At 59.9% G+C, this 19,982-nt stretch carries 22 protein-coding genes, 1 tRNA gene and 1 pseudogene; 21 read left to right on the forward strand and 3 right to left on the reverse strand.

Translation table 11 applies throughout. The features are described from left to right. Nucleotides 1-49 precede the first annotated feature (49 nt). From pstB to GWK36_RS06005, 3 genes are all read left to right on the forward strand, one after another. Nucleotides 50-892 carry a phosphate ABC transporter ATP-binding protein PstB gene (pstB, locus tag GWK36_RS05995; RefSeq protein ID WP_343033149.1) on the forward strand — a complete coding sequence of 281 codons (843 nt, stop codon included), beginning with the start codon at nt 50-52 and terminating at the stop codon, nt 890-892. A gap of 17 nt (nt 893-909) precedes the next feature. After that, the gene (gene phoU / locus GWK36_RS06000) at nt 910-1,659 is read left to right on the forward strand and encodes a phosphate signaling complex protein PhoU (RefSeq protein WP_166270371.1); all 750 of its coding nucleotides are present in this window, start codon (nt 910-912) and stop codon (nt 1,657-1,659) included. Nucleotides 1,660-1,745: 86 nt separating this feature from the next. Beyond that, on the forward strand, nt 1,746-2,831 hold the full coding sequence (locus GWK36_RS06005) for an extracellular catalytic domain type 1 short-chain-length polyhydroxyalkanoate depolymerase (RefSeq protein WP_166270372.1): 1,086 nt from the start codon (nt 1,746-1,748) through the stop codon (nt 2,829-2,831). On the opposite strand, the gene GWK36_RS06010 is transcribed toward GWK36_RS06005, so the two are convergent. Beyond that, complete coding sequence (locus tag GWK36_RS06010; RefSeq protein ID WP_166270373.1) at nt 2,819-3,727, reverse strand: transglycosylase SLT domain-containing protein; 909 nt, start codon at nt 3,725-3,727, stop codon at nt 2,819-2,821. The genes GWK36_RS06005 and GWK36_RS06010 overlap by 13 nt on opposite strands. Before the next feature lie 199 nt (nt 3,728-3,926). On the opposite strand from GWK36_RS06010, the gene GWK36_RS06015 reads away from it, so the two are divergent. Genes GWK36_RS06015 through dnaQ form a run of 3 tightly spaced genes read left to right on the forward strand, consistent with a single transcriptional unit; the run spans nt 3,927 to nt 5,842 of the window. Beyond that, entirely contained in the window at nt 3,927-4,661 is a 735-nt protein-coding gene (locus tag GWK36_RS06015) for a class I SAM-dependent methyltransferase (RefSeq protein WP_166270374.1), read from the forward strand. Beyond that, a complete protein-coding gene (gene rnhA, locus GWK36_RS06020) occupies nt 4,661-5,101 on the forward strand; it encodes a ribonuclease HI (RefSeq protein ID WP_166270375.1) in 441 nt (146 codons plus the stop codon). Before GWK36_RS06015 ends, rnhA begins: the two co-directional genes overlap by 1 nt. Before the next feature lie 12 nt (nt 5,102-5,113). Continuing rightward, nucleotides 5,114-5,842, forward strand: coding sequence for a DNA polymerase III subunit epsilon (gene dnaQ, locus GWK36_RS06025; protein ID WP_166270376.1), 729 nt, complete (start codon nt 5,114-5,116; stop codon nt 5,840-5,842). 6 nt (nt 5,843-5,848) lie between these two features. Here the strand turns inward: dnaQ and fnr are convergent, their stop codons facing one another. Continuing rightward, entirely contained in the window at nt 5,849-6,604 is a 756-nt protein-coding gene (gene fnr / locus GWK36_RS06030) for a fumarate/nitrate reduction transcriptional regulator Fnr (protein WP_166270377.1), read from the reverse strand. 232 nt (nt 6,605-6,836) lie between these two features. Between fnr and pyrG the strand changes: the two genes are divergently transcribed. The 12 genes and pseudogenes from pyrG to GWK36_RS06090 all read left to right on the forward strand — a co-directional run bounded on the left by pyrG (nt 6,837) and on the right by GWK36_RS06090 (nt 16,862). Continuing rightward, on the forward strand, nt 6,837-8,483 hold the full coding sequence (gene pyrG / locus GWK36_RS06035) for a CTP synthase (protein WP_210756873.1): 1,647 nt from the start codon (nt 6,837-6,839) through the stop codon (nt 8,481-8,483). Then, nucleotides 8,483-9,334: a 3-deoxy-8-phosphooctulonate synthase gene (kdsA, locus tag GWK36_RS06040; RefSeq protein WP_166270378.1), complete on the forward strand. Its 852-nt coding sequence runs from the start codon at nt 8,483-8,485 to the stop codon at nt 9,332-9,334. The genes pyrG and kdsA overlap by 1 nt, the downstream gene beginning before the upstream one ends. Before the next feature lie 109 nt (nt 9,335-9,443). Then, nucleotides 9,444-10,727, forward strand: a complete 1,284-nt coding sequence (eno, locus tag GWK36_RS06045; protein WP_166270379.1) for a phosphopyruvate hydratase — start codon at nt 9,444-9,446, stop codon at nt 10,725-10,727. 31 nt (nt 10,728-10,758) lie between these two features. Then, a complete protein-coding gene (gene ftsB, locus GWK36_RS06050; protein WP_166270380.1) occupies nt 10,759-11,064 on the forward strand; it encodes a cell division protein FtsB in 306 nt (101 codons plus the stop codon). After that, the gene (gene ispD, locus GWK36_RS06055) at nt 11,061-11,768 is read left to right on the forward strand and encodes a 2-C-methyl-D-erythritol 4-phosphate cytidylyltransferase (protein WP_166270381.1); all 708 of its coding nucleotides are present in this window, start codon (nt 11,061-11,063) and stop codon (nt 11,766-11,768) included. Before ftsB ends, ispD begins: the two co-directional genes overlap by 4 nt. After that, nucleotides 11,762-12,241, forward strand: a complete 480-nt coding sequence (gene ispF / locus GWK36_RS06060) for a 2-C-methyl-D-erythritol 2,4-cyclodiphosphate synthase (RefSeq protein WP_166270382.1) — start codon at nt 11,762-11,764, stop codon at nt 12,239-12,241. Before ispD ends, ispF begins: the two co-directional genes overlap by 7 nt. Then, the gene (gene truD / locus GWK36_RS06065; protein WP_246237729.1) at nt 12,238-13,296 is read left to right on the forward strand and encodes a tRNA pseudouridine(13) synthase TruD; all 1,059 of its coding nucleotides are present in this window, start codon (nt 12,238-12,240) and stop codon (nt 13,294-13,296) included. Before ispF ends, truD begins: the two co-directional genes overlap by 4 nt. 145 nt (nt 13,297-13,441) lie before the next feature. After that, entirely contained in the window at nt 13,442-13,642 is a 201-nt protein-coding gene (locus tag GWK36_RS06070; protein WP_166270384.1) for a hypothetical protein, read from the forward strand. Further along, nucleotides 13,630-13,887: a hypothetical protein gene (locus tag GWK36_RS06075; RefSeq protein ID WP_166270385.1), complete on the forward strand. Its 258-nt coding sequence runs from the start codon at nt 13,630-13,632 to the stop codon at nt 13,885-13,887. The genes GWK36_RS06070 and GWK36_RS06075 overlap by 13 nt, the downstream gene beginning before the upstream one ends. A 40-nt stretch (nt 13,888-13,927) precedes the next feature. Further along, nucleotides 13,928-14,500, forward strand: a pseudogene (locus tag GWK36_RS06080) (transposase); the annotation flags it as partial. 8 nt (nt 14,501-14,508) lie between these two features. Continuing rightward, nucleotides 14,509-15,399, forward strand: a complete 891-nt coding sequence (locus GWK36_RS06085) for an ATP-binding response regulator (RefSeq protein WP_166270387.1) — start codon at nt 14,509-14,511, stop codon at nt 15,397-15,399. After that, nucleotides 15,396-16,862, forward strand: a complete 1,467-nt coding sequence (locus tag GWK36_RS06090) for a polysaccharide biosynthesis C-terminal domain-containing protein (protein WP_166270388.1) — start codon at nt 15,396-15,398, stop codon at nt 16,860-16,862. Before GWK36_RS06085 ends, GWK36_RS06090 begins: the two co-directional genes overlap by 4 nt. On the opposite strand, the gene GWK36_RS06095 is transcribed toward GWK36_RS06090, so the two are convergent. Beyond that, complete coding sequence (locus tag GWK36_RS06095) at nt 16,859-18,430, reverse strand: methyl-accepting chemotaxis protein (RefSeq protein ID WP_166270389.1); 1,572 nt, start codon at nt 18,428-18,430, stop codon at nt 16,859-16,861. The genes GWK36_RS06090 and GWK36_RS06095 overlap by 4 nt on opposite strands. A gap of 159 nt (nt 18,431-18,589) precedes the next feature. Here GWK36_RS06095 and GWK36_RS06100 point away from each other — a divergent pair, with 159 nt between their 5' ends. The 3 genes from GWK36_RS06100 (at nt 18,590) to GWK36_RS06110 (ending at nt 19,841) form a co-directional block, all read left to right on the forward strand. Beyond that, complete coding sequence (locus GWK36_RS06100; protein WP_166270390.1) at nt 18,590-19,159, forward strand: tetratricopeptide repeat protein; 570 nt, start codon at nt 18,590-18,592, stop codon at nt 19,157-19,159. A gap of 122 nt (nt 19,160-19,281) precedes the next feature. Beyond that, a complete protein-coding gene (locus tag GWK36_RS06105) occupies nt 19,282-19,494 on the forward strand; it encodes a hypothetical protein (protein ID WP_166270391.1) in 213 nt (70 codons plus the stop codon). A gap of 270 nt (nt 19,495-19,764) precedes the next feature. Then, nucleotides 19,765-19,841, forward strand: a tRNA-Val gene (locus tag GWK36_RS06110). Nucleotides 19,842-19,982 lie beyond the last annotated feature (141 nt).

A 19,982-nucleotide genomic window follows, 5' to 3' on the forward strand; every position in this document is an offset into this window, starting at 1 on the left:
TGATGAATTTCAGACGAGGCATTCGCTGTAGATGAACACCATGGAAACAATGAGCAAAACGACTGAGGCGATCAGTTCGGCTGAATTGGCGCAAGAGCGGGTATCCCGCCAGACCGTCGGCGATTTTACAGTCCCGAACCCCAGAATGACCTGTCGGGATGTCGAGGTTTGGTACGGACCTAAACAAGCGATCAGGGGTGTCAGCCTCGACATCGGCCGAAACGAGGTCTTGTCGATGATCGGGCCTTCGGGTTGCGGCAAATCGACCTTTCTGCGCTGTCTCAACCGGATGAACGATACCATCCCTGGCTGCCGCGTCACCGGGTCGATCAAGCTTGACGATCAAGATATCCATGACAAAAAACTCGATCCGGTCTTGTTGCGCGCGCGGGTAGGGATGGTCTTCCAGAAACCCAATCCCTTCCCCAAGTCGATCTATGAGAACGTCGCCTATGGGCCGCGCATCCACGGGCTGACCAATAGCAAGGCCGAGCTCGATGAGCTGGTGGAGAGCAGTCTGCGCAAGGCGGGGTTATGGGATGAGGTCAAGGATCGGCTCGACCAGCCGGGGACGGGCCTCTCCGGCGGTCAGCAACAGCGCCTCTGTATCGCTCGCACCATCGCGGTCTTACCTGAGGTGATCCTGATGGACGAGCCCTGCTCGGCGCTCGATCCCATCGCCACCGCTATCATCGAGGAACTGATCGATGAGCTGCGCGCCAATTATTCGATCGTCATCGTCACCCACTCGATGCAGCAGGCAGCGCGGGTCTCCCAGCGCACGGCCTATTTCCATCTAGGTGACTTGATCGAGGTGGGAGAAACCAACCAGATCTTCACCAATCCTCAGCACAAACTGACCGAGGACTACATCACCGGTCGTTTTGGTTGAGGATAGGGGAGGGGTGGATGAACGAGCAAGAAGGCAAACAGCCAGCGACCGATTTGCTGGCCGGGCATACGGTCCGGCGCTATGACCAAGAGCTGGCTCGGCTGCACACCATCATCTTGCAGATGGGTGAACATGTGAGCGAGCAGGTACAGGCGGCAGTCAAGGCATTGCTCGATGACGACGACTATCAGGCCTATCGGGTACTCGATCGTGAGCCCCAGATCGACTATCTGTCGCTCGATGCCGATGAAGAGGTGTTCCGGCTGATCGTGCGCCGGCAACCGGCCGCGGTCGATCTGCGGATCGTGATGGCCCTCTCCAAGATCACCGCTGAGTTTGAACGCGCGGGTGACAAGGCGGCGCGCATCGCCCATCAGGTCATCGAGTGGATCCAGGAGACCGATGTGCTCGTCGAGCCGGTGCGGGCTGCCTTTCAGTCGCTCAATGAACAGGCCATCGGCATGTTCGAGCGCAGCCTACGTGCCGTTGCCACCTTCGATGTCAGTCAGTCGCTGGCGATCTTCGAGAAAGAGCCTGAACTCGATCGAGCGGCGCGTGCGCTGCGCGAATTGCTCAGCGATCCTGCTCAGGGGGGCCTGGCCTCACGCTACGCGATCACCTTGTTCTACTGCGCCCAGGCGCTCAAACATATCGGCAGACATGCATCAAATATCGCCGAATTGGTGATCTATGTCGCGCTTGGCCAGGATGTTCGCTACCGCAATCGCGAGATCCTGATCGAGACCCTGCGCCATCGCGGCTATTGAGTGCATTGTCCTCATTAAGCATCGATCTTTGGCCGCAAGTCCGCTAAGCTGTCTTCTAGTTGACGACCTAGAGCGGTTGATGCGGGATGAGCGAAACACTAAAGATGCTGTTTGCCGAGGCGATGCGGCTGAGCCGTGATGGGCGCTGCACCGAGGCCACGGCCCTGATCCAGCGCGGTCTTCATCTCGCGCGTCCACCGGCCTATGTCGCCCACGGGCGCTCAGCGCGAAACCCGGCGCATCGCACCATCGCAGGCGATTTCGAGTTCGTTGAGGACGTAGCGCCAAGCGGCGGTTTCATTATCCATGGCCGCTATAGTCATGGACGGGATGCCTGTGATTATCGCCTCTATCTGCCACCCAGTTGCAGTACATCCGGGCGTGCCCGTGCCCTCATCGTGATGCTGCACGGTTGCCAGCAGGATGCCACGGTTTTTGCCCGTCTGACACGGATGGACCATCTGGCCGATGAAGGGGGCTTTATCGTCCTTTATCCAAGTCAGGCACGCGCTGCCAATGCGACTGGTTGTTGGAATTGGTTCCTACCCGAGCATCGGCAGCCCGATCATGGTGAGGCGTCCCTGCTGGCGGCCCTAGCCGGGGAGGTCGCGCAGCGCTACGCGATTCATCCAAAACGCTGCTATGCCGCCGGACTCTCAGCAGGCGCGGCGATGGCCCTGACCCTGGCAGCGGTCCAGACAGGACGCTTTGCTGCGGTCGGGGTGCATTCGGGACTTCCCCATGGTCTGGCACATGATCAGATGTCCGCTCTGGCCCTGATGCGTCAGGGTCCAGCGGCGATGGGCGATATCCCCGTTCTGCCGGTTGCGATCCCGGTCATCGTCTTCCAGGGCGATGCCGATGGGCGGGTCAATCCACGCAATGCCGAAGCTATCATCCATCAGGCGCTTGGCGACCTTGCCGGAGGGGGTGTTCAGTTACGCGCAGACACCCAGGACACCCACCCGGAAAAAGGCGCAGCATGTTCGGTCACCTCCTACCGAGATCCCCAGGGGCAGCTACTGGCTGAGCTTTGGCTGGTTCGCGGCGGCGGGCATGGCTGGTTCGGCGGGGACCCACAGATGGCGTTCGCCGAACCCCAAGGCCCTGATGCCTCGCGCGAGATGCTACGCTTCTTCTTCGCTGTCTCAGGCATTCATCATGACGAATGATCGTCCAAAAAGACACCGCCTGACTGGGTCTGGGTCTCGGCAAGATGGGCGCCGCTGGGGGAGGACTGGGCTGCGGTTCGTCCAAGGCGATCCGTGCTGAGACGGCCGGTACGCTGGGCTTCGGCCACCAGGCGCGAGGTGGCCAGGATGCGCGGGACATACTGGCGGGTTTCATCAGGTAGATCGAGCGACCAGAAATCCGTCGGTTTGCCTTGGCGGCGGTTGTTTTCGATCGCCGTACTGATGCACTTGGGCCCGCAATTATAGGCAGCCAAGGCCAGCTCCCAGTCGCCGTCGAAACGGCGATGGAGCTGTTCCAGATAATCCAGGGCCGCACGGGTTGAGGCGGTCACGTCGCGCCGCTCATCGAGCGTCTCATCCAGGCGCAGGCCCATCTCGCGCGCCGTGGTGGGGATGAATTGCCACATGCCGGCGGCGGCCTTGGGTGAGGTGGCCCAGGGATCATAGCGACTTTCGACATAGGGTAGGATCGCCAATTCCATCGGCAATCCCCGCCGCTCGATCTCGGTGACGATCAGCGGCAGATAGGGCGAGGCGCGTTCGGTGAGCCGCTCGACGGCCCATGGGTCGCGGCGAAGGCGCTCGAATAGGGCATCGACCCGCTCATTGGCCTGAAGATCGAGGCGCATCCCGGCACGTACCCGTTGCCACAGATCACCGCTCGCAACGCCACGCCCAACGATCCGCCCCCGCTCCCGAATGACCACGTCCAATGCGGGTCTGACATAACCATACTCACGGGCCGAGACTGAGCCTGTATAGTATGAATCCATCAGCGTATTCGGGTCGTGCTGGCTCGCACAACCGCTGAAAAAAGGCAGGGCAAGGGTCGAAAGGACCCCCACGACGGCCCGTAAACGCCTGGATTTTGGCATGGCAACCCCGTTTAATTAATTTAAGTGCTTGATTGATATGGATTTTGTTAAAAGAGCCAGGCTATCATAACCCAAGAACCCAACCAAACTCCAGGTATCAAGGGCATGAAACTCGGGTCGCGCTCTTGGCGAATGGCAAAGACAAGGGGACAAGGACACAGCTTGCGGTTACCATGCGCGTCCAAAGAGGCCCCATGCTATGAGAGATCGTTTCTCATCCGATCGGCTTGATGGCTTGCAGGCCTGGTACCGCTCCACACTCGGCATGGCGGTGGCGCGCATTGAATGTGCCTGTGTGCAGCGCTTGCTTACCAATGTCTTTGGCTACTACCTGGTCCAGGTTGGCCCCCCCAATGTATATGGCGAGGCGCTGGCCATCAGTCGTATCCGCCAGCGTATCCTCATCAGCCCCTTCTCCTTGGCGCCGAGTGGAGAGGGGATGTGTATCCTGAGCGATCTATCAGCACTGCCCCTGGCCTCAGATAGCGTGGACGCCATCCTCTTGCCGCATGTCCTAGAACATTGTCCTCAGCCGCGGGCGGTCCTGGCTGAGGTTGAGCGGGTGCTCATCCCCGAGGGACGGCTGGTGCTTACGGGGTTCAATCCGCTGGGCCTCTGGCGGCTGAGCCGTTTGTGGCGTCCAACGGACGGCTATCCGCCAGGCCGTTTTTACTTGGCGGCTCAGGTCGAGCATTGGCTAAGCGAGCAGGGGTTCGAGATCGAGTCGCGGGATTATGCGCTCTTTGGCTCTCCTCTAGGCCGGCATGCCCAGTCCATTGAAGACCTTGGACGGCGATTTTGGGCGCCTCTTGGAGGGCTGTATGCGATTCGCGCTGTCAAACGGGTAGCCACCCTGACCCCGATCAAACCCTATCGCTGCGAGCGTCATGTCCTGCTGCCGAGCGGGGCCATGCGCCCCATAGTGCGCGGCTGATGGATTGCATCTGGGTCGAGGCCTTCACCGACGGCGCCTGTAAAGGGAATCCTGGGCCGGGTGGCTGGGGGGTGGTGCTGCGCTGGCAGGGGCATGAAAGGGAGCTCTATGGCGGGGAGCCGGAGACCACCAACAACCGTATGGAATTGATGGCGGTGATCATGGCCCTGGAATCGCTCAAGCGTCCGGTCTGCATCCGCATCGCGACCGATTCGCGCTATGTCCAGCAAGGGGTGACCGCCTGGCTCCCGCGCTGGAAACGCAACGGCTGGCGTACTGCTGACCGTCAACCGGTCAAAAACCGCGATCTATGGGAGCGGCTAGATCATCACTGTGCCAGACACCAGATCGAATGGCACTGGGTGCGCGGCCATGCGGGCCATCCGGACAATGAACGCGCCGACCGATTGGCAAGGCTGGGCGTGCACTCTGTTCTTTGAGGTGGGGTCGAGATGCGTCAGATTGTGCTAGACACTGAGACGACTGGTCTTGAACCGTGCGAAGGCCATCGGATCATCGAGATCGGGTGTATCGAGCTGATCGACCGGCGACTGACCGGTAATAATTTTCATCTCTATCTCAACCCCGAGCGGGCGATCGATCTGGATGCAGTCAATGTCCATGGCATCACCGCTGAGTTCCTTGCCCAGAAGCCCAAATTTGCCGAGATCGCCGAATCCCTGCTCGACTATCTGCGCGGGGCTGAGCTGATCATCCATAACGCTGCTTTCGATGTAGCCTTTTTGGATCATGAATTGCAGCTATGGAAGGGCGAGTCGGCACCGCGGGTCGCTGAGCTTTGCGGGATCTGCGATACCCTGAGCCTGGCGCGTCAGCTCTTTCCGGGGCAGCGCAATAGCCTCGATGCCCTGTGCAAACGCTACGCCATCGACAATTCCAAGCGGATCGCCCATGGCGCCCTTCTCGATGCCGGGCTCTTGGCCGAGGTCTATCTGGCGATGACCGGTGGTCAGGTCGCGTTACATCTGGGCGATGAGCTCAGGCGTGACCCTGGGGCCGGGCGTGGTCTTGGCTCGCGTGGGCACATCGACCCACAGCGTCCACCCCTGCGGGTAGTGCGGGCAAGCGACGAAGAGGAGATGGCCCATCGCGCTCGCCTGGCGGCGATTGAGGCAGCAAGCGGGCAATGCGTTTGGTTGAGCGAGGATCGCTCTGTCTGAAACAGGCTAGCGTTGCTGTTGATGGCGGCAGGGACCCATGCTGTTGGCGATGGACTCCAGCGCCGCCAGGTCGAGCAGACGGACATGCTTGCGCTCGACATGGACCAGCCCATCGTCTTGAAACCGGGTGAATAGGCGACTGACGGTCTCGACCGCCAACCCGAGATAGTTGCCGATCTCATGTCGCGACATGCTGAGATAAAAATCGGTGGCCGATAGCCCCCGTCGGCGCAGACGGCGCGAAAAATCGAGCAGAAAGGCTGCCAGTCGCTCCTCAGCGGTCTTTTTGCCGAGTACCAGCAGCATATCTGTGTCGTGGCCGATCTCTTTGCTCAGCAAACGATACATCTGATGTTGGAGACTAGGGATGATGGCGGTCAGCTCTTCGAGCTGGCCAAAGGGGATCTCGCAGATGGCCGAGGTCTCGAGGGCGCTCGCTGAGCAGGCGTGGATCCCCTTGTCGATCCCATCCAGACCGATGAGCTCACCTGGCAGATGAAAGCCCAAGACCTGCTCGCTGCCATCAGGCGTCGGGGCGAAGGTCTTGAGCGAGCCGGTCTTGACGACAAACAACGAGCGGAAGCGCTCACCCTCCTCAAAGAGCTTATTGCCGCGTTGCAAGGGGCGGGAGCGGCGGATGATCTCATCGAGCCGTTCGACATCTTCAGAGGCCAAGCCCATCGGCAGACAGAGCGACGACACGGTGCAGTTGCGGCAGGCGACGCGGATGGATTCGATCGAGATCACGCTATGCTGGCTCAAGGTTTGACCCTCGCTCGCTTCGAGATGGATGGCAACTTGAACCCGCTATATGCCCTTGTTTTTGATCTAGATCAAGAGTTCTGGTCGGCGAACTTCCCGGCCTGCGCACCTGGCGGGCCGCGCAGAACCCCAGTGCCTGAGGCGCTGCCTAGTGCTTTCTGGATTGAGCGGCTGCGGTGATTTTGGTAGTTTGTTGAGCGAGAAGATTTTGCCCCTCCCAGCGCCATCCATCATGACCAAGTTCATCTTCATCACCGGCGGTGTCGTTTCATCGCTGGGCAAGGGTATTGCCTCGGCCTCACTCGGGGCGCTCTTGGAGGCGCGCGGTCTGCGCGTCACCATGATCAAGCTCGATCCCTATATCAACGTCGATCCCGGGACCATGAGCCCTTTCCAGCACGGTGAGGTCTATGTCACCGACGATGGCGCCGAGACCGACCTGGACCTGGGGCACTATGAGCGCTTCTTGCGCACCCGGATGGGGCGAAACAACAATTTTACCACTGGCCAGATCTATGAAAGCGTGATCCGCAAGGAACGCCGCGGGGATTATCTAGGGCGCACGGTCCAGGTCATCCCCCATATCACCGATGAGATCAAGGCCAGCATCTGCTGTGGCGCCGAGGGTGCCGATATCGCCCTGGTCGAGATCGGCGGGACGGTGGGCGACATCGAGTCCTTGCCTTTTCTCGAGGCGATCCGCCAGATGCGGGTTGAGATGGGGCCGGAAAACTCGCTTTTCATGCATCTCACCTTGGTGCCTTATATCCGGGCCTCCGGCGAGATCAAGACCAAGCCGACCCAGCATTCGGTCAAGGAGCTGCGCTCGATCGGTATCCAGCCCGATATCCTGCTCTGCCGTGCCGAACGGCCCTTGCCTGATGAGGAGCGGCGCAAGATCGCCCTCTTTACCAATGTCCCGGAGCGCGCGGTGATCTCGGCGGTCGATGCCGACAATATCTATCGTATCCCCCGCCTGTTATATGCCCAGGGTCTGGATGAATTGGTCGTGCGCCAATTCCATTTGTTGACGGTCCCCGAGGCGGATCTTGCCGAATGGGACCGGGTGCTGGATGGCTTCGATCATCCCGAGGCTGAGGTGCGCATCGGGATGGTCGGCAAATATATGAACCTCACCGAGGCCTATAAGTCGCTGTCCGAGGCCCTCGCCCATGCCGGGGTGCATACCCGAACGCGGGTCGAGATCGCCTATGTCGATGCCGAGGCCATCGAGCGGGAAGGGACAGGGTGTCTCGAGGGGTTGGATGCCATCCTGGTTCCCGGGGGATTCGGCGAGCGCGGGGTCGAGGGCAAGATCGCGGCGGTGCGCTTTGCCCGTGAGCAGCGCGTCCCTTATCTGGGGATCTGTCTCGGGATGCAGGTCGCAGTGATCGAATATGCGCGCCATGCCGCAGGGCTTGCCGGCGCCCATAGTACCGAGTTTGATCCAGATACCCCGCATCCCGTCATTGCCCTCATCACCGAATGGCGTGATGAACGCGGGCGGATCGAGCGGCGCACGGGTGCGGATGACCTAGGCGGGACCATGCGTCTGGGGGGGCAGAATTGCCGGCTCGAACCAGGCAGCCTCGCCCGCTCGGTCTATGGTCAGCCGCAGATCCGCGAGCGCCACCGTCATCGCTATGAGTTCAACAACACCTATCTGGACATCATGAAAGACGCCGGTATGCGCTTTTCCGGTTGGTCCCTCGACAATCGCCTAGTCGAGATCATTGAACTGCCAGATCATCCCTGGTTTATCGCCTGCCAGTTCCATCCCGAGTTCACCTCGACCCCCCGCGATGGTCATCCGTTGTTTCAGGGCTTCGTGCGCGCGGCTCTGGTCCAGCGCCAGTTAAACGAAGGGCGCGTACGCTGATGGAGCTTGCTAGCTTTACCGTTGGCCTAGATCGCCCGTTCTTTTTGATCGCCGGGCCTTGTGTGATCGAAAGCGAGGGCCTTGCCCAAGAGACGGCAGGGGCCTTGAAGGAGATGACTGACGCCCTCGGCATCCCCTTGATCTATAAATCATCCTTAGATAAGGCCAATCGCTCGTCGCATCAGAGCTTTCGCGGCTTGGGGTTGGAGGTTGGGTTGAAGATCTTGGAAGGCGTGCGCAGGTCGATCGGTGTGCCCGTGCTGACCGATGTCCATGAGGATACCCCTCTGGCTGAGGTCGCCGCGGTCGTCGATGTCCTTCAGACCCCCGCCTTTTTGTGCCGCCAGACCAATTTCATCCAGGCGGTCGCCCGTCAAGGCAAGCCGGTTAATCTCAAAAAGGGCCAGTTCCTCGCGCCCTGGGACATGCAGCAGGTGGTCGCCAAGGCGCGGGCGGTCGGCAACGACCGGCTCCTGGTCTGCGAGCGGGGGGTCTCCTTCGGCTATAACAACCTGGTCGTCGATATGCGCTCGTTGGTGATCCTGCGCGAGACCGGCTGCCCGGTGGTCTTCGATGCGACCCATGCGGTACAGCTTCCGGGCGTCCGAGGGACCTCTTCCGGCGGTCAGCGCGAGTTCGTACCTGCCTTGGCGCGTGCGGCGATTGCCGCTGGCATCGCCGGGCTCTTCATGGAGACCCACCCAGATCCAGACCGGGCCTTAAGCGATGGTCCCAATAGCTGGCCCCTGGGCCAGATGCGCGAGCTTTTAGAGACCCTGGTTGCGCTCGATCGCACCGTCAAATCAACGGGGTGCATCAAGCACACTGCACCGCCTACCGCCGGATCTTAAACCTGCAAGCGATTGATCCAAGGCATCATCAGGGGATGGGCCGCGCGACAGCAATGCTGGCGGTACCGCGGTATGACCGAATCATCGATCCAATCCAAGGAGTCATCCAATGTCTGAAATCGTCGATGTCCGCGCCCGCGAGGTGCTGGATTCGCGTGGCAACCCAACAGTCGAGGCCGATGTCATCACCGCCAATGGCGCCATCGGCCGCGCGATCGTCCCCTCCGGTGCCTCGACCGGTTCACGCGAGGCGCTGGAGCTGCGCGATGGCGACCCCAAGCGTTATAGCGGTAAAGGGGTAATCAAGGCCGTGTCCCATATCCAGGGTGAGCTGCGCCAGGCGATCCTGGGGATGGAAGTCGCGGATCAAGGCGCCATCGACCGACGGTTGATCGAGACCGACGGCACCGAGAATAAATCGCGGCTGGGGGCCAATGCCCTGCTAGGGGTATCGTTGGCTGCCGCCCATGCCGCTGCGCAGGAAAAGGCGTTGCCCTTGTTCATGTCTCTAGCCAGCGGACCTTATCGCCTGCCGGTGCCGATGATGAACATCATCAACGGCGGTGCTCATGCCGACAATCGCATCGACTTCCAGGAGTTTATGATCCTGCCTGTGGGGGCACCGACACTGCGCGAGGCGGTGCGCTATGGCGCCGAGGTTTTCCATGCCCTGAAATCTATCCTGCGTCACCGGGGCCTGGCAACAGCGGTCGGTGACGAGGGTGGGTTCGCGCCCGATCTTCCCACCAATGAATCCGCCATTGAGATCATCCTCGAGGCGATCGATAAGGCCGGTTTCAAGGCGGGCGCCGACATCTATCTCGGTCTGGACCCGGCTGCTTCTGAGTTCTATGAGGAGGGGCGCTATCGTCTCGCGGGCGAGGGTCGAACCCTGACCAGCGATGAGCTTATCGATCTGTACGCGGATTGGGTCGGCAAGTATCCGATCCTGTCGATCGAGGATGGCCTTGCCGAGGGCGACTGGGAGGGCTGGCGCCATCTGACTGAGCGTCTGGGCAAGCGGGTCCAGCTCGTCGGCGATGATATCTTTGTGACCAATACCAAGATCCTCAGTCAAGCCATCGCCCAGGGGATCGCCAACTCGATCCTGATCAAGGTCAATCAGATCGGCACCCTGACCGAGACCCTGGATGCCATCAACATGGCTCATAACGCGGGCTATACGGCGGTCATTTCCCATCGCTCCGGTGAGACCGAGGATACCACCATCGCCGACCTGGCCGTGGCGACCCGGGCCGGTCAAATCAAGACAGGCTCGCTGTCGCGCTCCGACCGCATCGCCAAATACAATCAACTGATGCGCATCGAGGATCAATTGGCCGATGAGTCCAACTATGCTGGACGCACGGCCTTCAAATGGCTTGATCACTGAAATGCCGAGGGCGCGCTAACCGGGGACCAGGATGTATTATGGCTTGATCTTGGTATTACTCCTGCCTTTGGCTATGCTCCAGTATCGACTGTGGGTAGGTGAGGGTAGCCTGGCCGAGCTCTATAGCCTCCAGCGTGAGATCGCCTTTGAACAAGCCGAGCTTGAGCGGCTGCAAAACCGCAACCGCGCACTTCAAGCCGAGGTGGATGATTTACGCGCAGGCTCAGAGGCGCTCGAAGAGCGTGCGCGGCTGGAGCTCGGCATGATCAAGCCTGGAGAGTTTTTCATCCAGGTCATCGAGCCTCCTCGGTCTCCAGTGCAGGAGGAGCGGCCATGACGCGATTCTGGGCCGTACTGCCGGCAGCGGGGGTGGGTCGGCGCATGGGCAGCGCCATGCCCAAGCAATATCTCATGCTCGCCGGACGTCCGGTGATTGAGCACAGCCTGGAGCTCTTTGTCGGTCATCCCCGTATCCAGGGGGTCGTCGTGGCCTTGGGGCTCGAGGATGGCTATTGGGAGGGTACGGCCTATGCCCATCATCCCAAGGTGATGCGGGCCCCTGGCGGACCCGAGCGCTGTCATTCAGTGCTCAATGCCTTGGCTGTCTTGGCGCAACAGACCGCTGACGATGATTGGGTCTTGGTCCATGATGCAGCGCGTCCTTGTCTGCGGCGCGCTGATCTCGATGCATTGCTCGACGCGCTCGCCGATGACCCGGTGGGTGGGCTTCTCGGCATCCCTGTGCGCGACACCATGAAACGCGCCGATTCCGGCAGTCGGATCGCCGCGACCGTGGACCGCGCGGGTCTGTGGCATGCTTATACGCCACAGATGTTCCGCCTCGCTCTCCTGCAGCGGGCGCTGACCGAGGCCTTGGAGTCCGGCGTATTGGTCACTGACGACGCCCAGGCGATCGAGCGTCTGGGGCTTGCCCCGCGTCTGATCGAGGGTCATGCCGACAATCTCAAGATCACCCGGGCCGAGGACCTGCCGTTGGCTCGGTTTTATCTCGAACAACAGGGGCGAATATCAGGATGCTGATCGGTCAAGGTTTCGATGCCCATCGCTTTGTCGAGGGGCGGCGTCTGGTGTTGGGCGGTATCGAGATCCCCTATGAACGGGGGATGCTCGCCCACTCAGACGGCGATGTATTGATCCATGCCCTGTGCGATGCCCTCCTAGGCGCTGCTGGGTTGGGCGATATCGGACGGCACTTCCCCGATACCGATCCGGCCTATGCTGGGATCGACAGCCGGGTCTTGCTGCAGCGGGTGATTGTAGATCTGCATGGTCAGAGACTGCGGGTCCACAATGCCGACCTCACCCTGATTGCGCAGGCCCCGAGGCTCGCCCCCCATATTCCTGCCATGCGCGAGACCCTGGCCACCGATCTGCAATGCCCGCCAGCGCGGGTCAATGTCAAGGCGACGACCTTCGAGCGTATGGGCTTCACCGGCCGCGGCGAGGGGATTGCGGCCTCGGCGGTGGTACTCTTGACCGAGATCGGGGATTGAGCGGCTCCCTAGGTGCTGGCCTCCCCTGTTGGACGGCGTTTGCAGATCTGCCACAGGCGCATGGTGCGCCCCTAGGGATGGGGCTCTTGCGCGTCGAGCCGCAAGACTTTCGGGTCAGCGAGGTCCTGGGGTTTACACCGATGGGGGAAGGCGATCACTGCTGGCTGTGGGTGCGTAAGACCGGGGTCAATACCGAGTGGGTAGCGCGCCGTCTGGCTGCCCTGAGCGGCCTGCCGGTGCGGGATGTCGGCTATGCCGGTCTCAAGGACCGTTGGGCGGTGACCGAACAATGGTTCTCGCTGCCGCGCAAGCCCGGTCCTGAACCTGACTGGGGCGCGCTGGCGGGCGAGGGGATCGAGGTACTTGCCGTCCACCGCCATCGGCGCAAACTTCAGCGGGGCGCGCTCACCGGCAACCGCTTTCATATCCGCATCCGTGGGGTCCAGATCGATCCTCAGGCGCTTGCTGAACGTGTATCGGCGATCCGTGTCCGCGGTGTGCCCAATTATTTCGGCGAACAGCGCTTTGGTCTAGACGAAGACAACCTGCGACGTGCCCATGCGCTCTTTGTCGGGGACAGGCGGCGTGCGACCCCGCACCAACGCGGTCTATGGCTGTCGGCAGTGCGGGCGCAACTCTTTAACGAGGTCTTGGCCGAACGGGTGCGGCGCGGCGACTGGGATCAGCCACGGGCTGGCGATTGTCTACAGCTTGATGGAAATCGGTCCTTTTTTTGCGCTGAGCAGATCGATGAGACCCTGTTCAGGCGGGTGCTCCATTGCGATCTCCATCCGACCGGACCGCTATGGGGCAAGGGTGAACTGCCGACACGCGGTGCCGTTCAAGCCCTCGAGCTGGCTGTTGCCGCCAGTTTAACGCCCTGGCCGGAGGGTCTGGCTGTTCAGGGTCTGCACCAAGAGCGCCGGCCCCTGCGGTTAATGGCGGAAGGGCTTGTAGGCGAACAGGTCGGCGATTGCCTCGATCTGGCATTCAGTTTGCCGCGCGGGGGCTATGCGACAAGCCTTTTACGGGAACTCATTCACTGGCCGGTTTAAACCCCTACCAGGAGGTTGCATCAGAAGGTACGCCAAGGTTCTCTGGTCAGTAAAGATAAAGGGACGTGAGCAGAGATCGCATCCCCTTGCCTTTGAGGGTGAAGGAGATCAGGATGCAACCAGTGTTGCATCTGGTGGGAAGGGCATGATGGACTTCTATGAGATCTATGAGGAATTCGCCCAAAGCATGGGTGAGGTGCAGGCGCGCCTGCTGACCAAGACCCTACGGCAGATGTACGGCGAACTTCAGCAAACGGTGACCAAGGCCGAGTTTGCCGAACTCAAGGCGGTGGTTCGCGACCTCGCTGAGGCGCAGAAGCGCACCGACAAAGATTGGATGCACTGAGCGAGCGGGTCGAGGGGATCTCGCATTCGGTCGGCTATTCGCTTGAGAACGCCGCCTATAATGGATTATCCCTTATCCTGTCTACCCAGGGGATCGCTCTTCATGGACGTTTGTTACGCCGCTATCTCGGTGACTACCAGCTTATTGACAAGAAACACATGCTTTTTATAGTGGGCATGGAAAGACGAGACATGAGATTGCTGTCGTTTGCGGCGCGCGAAGGGGCCCAAGGACAAGGGGGGTAGGCGCAAGGTGGGTGAGAAGCGGGCGCTGTTGGCGGAGCAGGACGCCCAGATACGCAAGCTCATGTGCGACGGGACACCGGATGAGCTGAAGCTGCCGTTTGCGCTGTGGAGCCGGCAGGCGGTGCGGCAGTTGATCCTCGGCTGTTTTGGCATCGAGCTCAGGCCGCAGGGGGAGGGCAAGTACATGGCGCGCTGGGGATTGACGCCCCAGAAACCGATTCGGCGCGCCTATGAGCAAAGCCCGCAGGTGGGCAAGACGTCCGAGATTCGCGTCACGCACCGTCGCGAAGGCCTGTCGGTGATCTCGACGCTGACCAACCGCGGCAAGGTGCCTTGGAAGGCGTTCGCGGGGGCGATGAATGCCGACATCCTGATCGACTTCATGAAGCGGCTCGTCAAGGACGCCAGGGGCAAGAAGATCTTCCTCATCCTCGACAACCTGCGCGTGCATCACACCAAGTCGGTCAAGGCGTGGCTGGCTGCATGCGCCAATCAAATCGAGGCCTCCTCCCTCCCCCCCTACAGCCCAGCACTGAACCCCAACGAGATGCTCAAGGCCACCATCACCGCGCAGGCGCCCTCCCGCGCCAAGGACGATCTGAAGAAGGCGACCGTCAGCCAATGGCACGTTTATTGGTTGTTGATGATGAACTGATCAATCTGGAGATCATTGCCCAGTGCCTGGGTGATGAATACGAACTGGCCTTCGCCGAGGATGGCTTGCAGGCCTGGACCATGCTCGAGTCCCATCCACAGTTCTACGATGGCATCATCCTCGACCGTCTGATGCCGCGTATGGATGGGATCGAGCTCCTCAAGCGCCTCAAGGCTCACCCCAGCCTGCGCGACCTGCCGGTCATTATGCAGAGCGCTGCCGACAGCCCTGAGCAGATCGCCGAGGGACTGGCCGCAGGTGCCTGGTATTACCTAGCCAAACCCTATTCGGCTAAGGCATTGCATCGGATTGTCAGCGCTGCACTCGATGATCGCCGTACCCGCAGAGCACTGATCCAGATCGGCGCCCAGCTCCAAACCATTTTTGATCTGATCGATCAGGCACGTTTTCGTTTCCGCACCCTGGATGAGGTCCACATCCTATCCGCCAGTCTGGGACGGATGTGCCCCCAGCCCGACTTCGTCGCCCTAGGTCTATCCGAGCTCATGCTCAATGCCGTAGAACACGGCAATCTCGGGATCGATTATGCCGAAAAGGGCAGGCTGCTCGATGAAGGCATCTGGGAGGATGAGATCAGACGCCGGCTCGATCACCCCGCCCAAGCGGGACGCTATGCCTTGATCGAGGTCGAACGCCAGCCTGACCATCTGCGCTTTGTCATCCGCGATCAAGGCAAGGGGTTTGATTGGCAACGTTATCTCGATCTCGATCCGGCGCGCGCCTTCGACAGCCACGGGCGGGGGATCGCCATGGCCCGCCATCTGGCCTTTGCTAGCCTTGAGTATCGCGGGTCAGGGAATGAGGTCTGGGCCACTGTGGATCTCACCCGGCCTTGAGCCCGCTCAGACGACTCGCCTCACAAACCGCCCTCTATGGGGTGAGCAGTATCCTTGGGCGGTTTTTGAATTATCTACTCGTCCCGCTGCTCACCTATAGCTTCGACCCTGCCGAATATGGGGTGGTAGCTGAGTTTTATGCCTACCTATCCTTTTTGGCCGTTATCTCGACCCTAGGGCTTGAAACCGGCTATTTCCGCTTTCGTGCTGGTGGAGAATGGCCGCCCACAATTGTGTATGGCACGGTGCTCACCTGTCTCATCCTCGTCAATGGCCTGGGGTTTTTGGCCTTTGTATTTTGGCAAGAGCCACTCGCTGTCTTATTGCGTCATCCTGAACATCCCGAGTATATCCTCTGGTTCGCAGGGATCTTACTATTTGATGCCATCGGCGCCCTGGGATTTGCCCGTCTACGCGCCGAGGAGCGGGCGATCCGCTTTGCCGCGATCAAACTGATCGAGATCGGCGCCAATATCGCATTGACCATCCTGTTTATTGGGATTGCCCGAGCTGCCCACCTTGCTGATCCTGGTTCAGTGCTCGGTAGCCTCTGGGACCCGGGGGTTGGTATCGGTTATGTCTTTATCGCCAATCTCGCCGCTAGTCTATTGAAGCTTTTACTTCTCTCGCCCCAATTGGTAGACGGACTAGGGGGCTTTGATCTGTTGCTGTTGAGACGATTGATCGGTTATTCGCTGCCGATGGTGATCATCGGTTTGGCTGGGATCATCAATGAGACACTCGATCGTGCGGCGCTTAAATATCTTTTACCCTATGACGACGCGACCAATATGGCGCAGCTTGGGATTTATAGTGCTTGTTATAAGCTATCGATCCTGATGTCATTATTTATTCAGGCATTCCGCTATGCTGGCGAGCCATTTTTCTTCAACTATGCCAAACAACAGGATGCGCGTGCGATCTATGCGCTGATCCTGAATGGGTTTGTCATTGCCAGTGTATTTTTATTTTTGCTGGTGACCCTATATTTAGATCTCTTTCAGTATTTCGTCGGTGCAGACTATCGGTCGGGATTAGATGTGGTGCCGGTGCTGCTATTTGCCAATCTCCTGCTCGGGATCTATGTCAATCTCTCCATCTGGTACAAACTCACTGACCGCACCCTAATGGGGGCGGGTGTCTCTCTGATCGGTGCCTGGATCACCATCGGTGCCCTATTGTGGTGGGTGCCGCAATATGGCTATTGGGGTGCGGCCTGGGCGCATCTGGTCTGCTATGCGTCGATGGTGATCCTGTCTTATCTCCTTGGGCGACGTTATTACCCTGTACCCTATAACCTTAAACGGGTCTTGGGCTATATCGGGCTGGGTATAGGGCTTTATCTCCTGAGCCGTTGGCTGGTCAGTGAGGGCTGGCCGGCGCTCGGCATCGGCACGGCCTGCCTTGCCGTCTTCGGTGCTTTGGCCGGCTGGGAGATACGGCGTCTGCTCAAGGTTGCCTAGACCTTGTATTGGTAGACGACGCTCATGAGTTTGCCCGACAGGTCCTCGAGGTTGCTAGTGGCACTGACTACTTCGTCGGTGCTCTTGAGGGTCTGATTGGAAAGCATGCGGATGCTCTCGATGTTGCGATTTATCTCCTCGACCACCGCACGCTGTTCCTCAGCCGCAGTGGCGATCTGATCGTTCATATTATTGATATGCTCAACCGATTGGGTGATAGCGTCGAGCGATTGATCGGTCTCATTGGCAAGCGCTACGCTTTGCTCGGCCTGATCGTGACCCTGTTGCATCATGGCTGCGGCACTGCGCGCACCCTGCTGTAGCCGCCCGATCATCTCCTGAATCTCTTGGGTCGATTCCTGGGTACGTTGGGCAAGCGCCCGCACCTCATCAGCGACGACTGCAAACCCCCGTCCTTGCTCACCGGCGCGCGCTGCCTCGATGGCGGCGTTGAGCGCCAACAGGTTGGTCTGACCCGCGATCCCGCGGATGACATCCAGGATCTTGCCGATATTGACCGATTCATGTTCGAGCTGCTGGATGGTCCGGGCCGCTTCGCCGACACCATCGGCCAAGGCGCGGATACCGTTTACGCTATGGCGCACCACCATCCGACCTTCGCGCGCCTGATGGCTGGCCTGATGCGCAGCGTCGGCGGCAGCCGTGGTATTATTAGCGACCTCCGCGACTGTCGCCGACATCTCGTTCATAGCGGTTGCCACCATGTCGGTTTCCTGATGCTGCTGCTCCATCAGGTTATGGGAGGCATTGCTAGCCTGCACGAGCTGGGTTGCAGCGCCGGCAACACCGCTTGCCGCCTCCTGGATATGCCCCATCACGGTTGCCAGACGCGCCTGGAGCATCTTGATCGCCTGTAAGACCTCGGCGGTTTCATTGTTGCCCTTGACATGGATCGGCGAACTGAGATCCCCGCCAGCGATCTTTTTCGCTATCCGTACCGCCTCGTAGATGTTCTCAAAGATCTTGTGCGCACTGATCTGGGCGAGGATCAGGGCGAGGATCAGGGCGCCGATCCCAACCCAGATGCTACCTAGCCAGCCAGCCAGGATTGCTGCGATCCCCACCAGGGCAAAGGCCGCGCTCAGCCAGAACCTGTGGCTGAACTCCAGGTTCAAGCGCCTTGGCAGCTCTTGCAGATTGCGCGCGCGGATCTGAGCATAGAGCTGCTCGGCGGCGGCGATTTGGGCACGGGTCGGTTTGACCCGTACCGACTGATACCCTAGCAGGGTCTCACCTTCATAGACTGGTGTCACATAGGCATCCACCCAATAATGATCGCCGTTTTTGCAGCGATTTTTGACGATTCCGCGCCAGGGTTTACCCTTCTTGATCGTATCCCAGAGATCCTTGAATGCTGCCGGAGGCATGTCTGGGTGGCGGATGATATTATGGTTAGTACCTACAAGCTCTTGTTCCGTGAATCCGCTAACATCGACGAATGCCTTATTGCAATAGGTGATGATCCCCTTGGTATCGGTCGTTGAAACGATGACCCAAGAATCGCGATAGTCGCGTTCTTTCTGGGTAACAGGTAGATTGAGCTTCATGGGTTTAATTAAACAGGATTGAGGATTGATCGTTTGGATCCGCACGGCAAGGAAAACCGATTGCCGCTGTGTGCTGCGGCCATGTAGCGGGTGGCTGCTGCGCCTCGGTCCTCCCGATCCTGGCCATTGGCCCCATGTTAGCGCAACAGTGCAAACAGCGTGAATCGGATCAGCTTACAGACAGCCACGGCTATTACTGGGCTGACTAAACGCACTCTGTGGCGGCATATCCGCGCTGGGCGACTGCGGGCCCTGGGCGGTGAGCCGGGCGAGCGAACCCAGGTGGTGCTTGCTGACGTCTTGAGGCTGGCAGAGCCCCCATTCAGTGGCGAGCATACAAACCTCATCCTCGCCGCAGACCGCGGCGAACCCCAAGCCGAATGCGATCTGGCGCTCCTATTGTTCTCAGCCCAGCGTCCGCAAGAAGCTGTCTGTTGGCTTGAGCGTTCGGCCAAGCAATACTATCCGGAGGCAATGTGTTGGCTGGGGCGCTGTTATCTCACCGGCCAAGGGATCGATCGCGATCTCGACCTGGGTCTGATGTGGCTCACCCATGCCGCGGTCAAGGGGCACCCTATCGCCCGCGCCTGGGTCGGCTTCTTGCAGGGGGAAGAGGGACAGCGCCTGCTTGCCGCGCCCGAGGGTCCTCTCCTGACCCAGGCCCTCGATGAACTCGAACACCAAGTCCTGCTCGCGGCCCTCAGTCGTGACAGGACCGCTCAGGCTTGAAGGGCAGTGCTCATGCCCATCGCACCTTAGCTCTTTGTCCAGCCCCTGGGCTTCTTGAACTGGGAGGCGCAGCAGTCCACTAAATTTAGAGTAACTGGCCGGCAAGGTCTTTGCGATGGTGGGTGCTTATCACCATCGCCTTGAATGTCGCCTCGGCCCTGCTCGGCACGTCTTGCTGCGTCTATATCTCTGGCATGCAGCTTGCGGTGGACGAGGCCGATGTGGTCTTTTATCTGTTCTATCACGTCCTGGGTGATGTAGGTAGGCTTTATGAAACAGCTCGGGGCGCTGCTGAGACGAGTCCCGCATGGTCGGCAGGGGCGTTCGACTGTTGAGGGCAGCCTGGGGCAAAGGATGACGCGCTCCACCATGCCGTTGGTCTGCGGGAAAGTGTGCTCGGCCAAGATGTCAATTGGCTCGTCGCTGGCGGCAATCTTCGCCCGGATTGATGGCGTGGTGCGGGCGCCCTTGGGCAGTCGGACCAGCATGGCGCATCCTCCACAGGATGCTGCCCGTCATGAGGTCACCGCACCTGCGCGGTATGATGCATACGGGATCTTGCATCACTCCCAAGAGGCATATAAAATTACATACTCTAAACCGAAAGGCGCGTAGCTCAGTTGGTTAGAGCACCACCTTGACATGGTGGGGGTCGTTGGTTCAAGTCCAATCGCGCCTACCAAACCCCGGCTGTCAGCCTCTAAGCGCCCCGCTTTCAGCACGCCGCGGCTGAGAGTTGTTCCGCAATAGGCTGATGGCTTTTTTTATTGGCCGAGCCGCCTTCTTAGAGCTGACCAGATCTTCAAAGCCATCAGCAACCGCC

Source organism: Caldichromatium japonicum (assembly GCF_011290485.1).
GTDB lineage: Bacteria > Pseudomonadota > Gammaproteobacteria > Chromatiales > Chromatiaceae > Thermochromatium > Thermochromatium japonicum.

Bases quoted from the DNA above. Each gene is read 5' to 3' on its own strand.
- pstB (WP_343033149.1), top strand. From the start codon at position 50: ATGAGCAAAACGACTGAGGCGATCAGTTCGGCTGAATTGGCGCAAGAG.
- phoU (WP_166270371.1), top strand. From the start codon at position 910: ATGAACGAGCAAGAAGGCAAACAGCCAGCGACCGATTTGCTGGCCGGG.
- GWK36_RS06005 (WP_166270372.1), top strand. From the start codon at position 1,746: ATGAGCGAAACACTAAAGATGCTGTTTGCCGAGGCGATGCGGCTGAGC.
- GWK36_RS06010 (WP_166270373.1), bottom strand. From the start codon at position 3,727: ATGCCAAAATCCAGGCGTTTACGGGCCGTCGTGGGGGTCCTTTCGACC.
- GWK36_RS06015 (WP_166270374.1), top strand. From the start codon at position 3,927: ATGAGAGATCGTTTCTCATCCGATCGGCTTGATGGCTTGCAGGCCTGG.
- rnhA (WP_166270375.1), top strand. From the start codon at position 4,661: ATGGATTGCATCTGGGTCGAGGCCTTCACCGACGGCGCCTGTAAAGGG.
- dnaQ (WP_166270376.1), top strand. From the start codon at position 5,114: ATGCGTCAGATTGTGCTAGACACTGAGACGACTGGTCTTGAACCGTGC.
- pyrG (WP_210756873.1), top strand. From the start codon at position 6,837: ATGACCAAGTTCATCTTCATCACCGGCGGTGTCGTTTCATCGCTGGGC.
- kdsA (WP_166270378.1), top strand. From the start codon at position 8,483: ATGGAGCTTGCTAGCTTTACCGTTGGCCTAGATCGCCCGTTCTTTTTG.
- eno (WP_166270379.1), top strand. From the start codon at position 9,444: ATGTCTGAAATCGTCGATGTCCGCGCCCGCGAGGTGCTGGATTCGCGT.
- ftsB (WP_166270380.1), top strand. From the start codon at position 10,759: ATGTATTATGGCTTGATCTTGGTATTACTCCTGCCTTTGGCTATGCTC.
- ispD (WP_166270381.1), top strand. From the start codon at position 11,061: ATGACGCGATTCTGGGCCGTACTGCCGGCAGCGGGGGTGGGTCGGCGC.
- ispF (WP_166270382.1), top strand. From the start codon at position 11,762: ATGCTGATCGGTCAAGGTTTCGATGCCCATCGCTTTGTCGAGGGGCGG.
- GWK36_RS06070 (WP_166270384.1), top strand. From the start codon at position 13,442: ATGATGGACTTCTATGAGATCTATGAGGAATTCGCCCAAAGCATGGGT.
- GWK36_RS06085 (WP_166270387.1), top strand. From the start codon at position 14,509: ATGGCACGTTTATTGGTTGTTGATGATGAACTGATCAATCTGGAGATC.
- GWK36_RS06095 (WP_166270389.1), bottom strand. From the start codon at position 18,430: ATGAAGCTCAATCTACCTGTTACCCAGAAAGAACGCGACTATCGCGAT.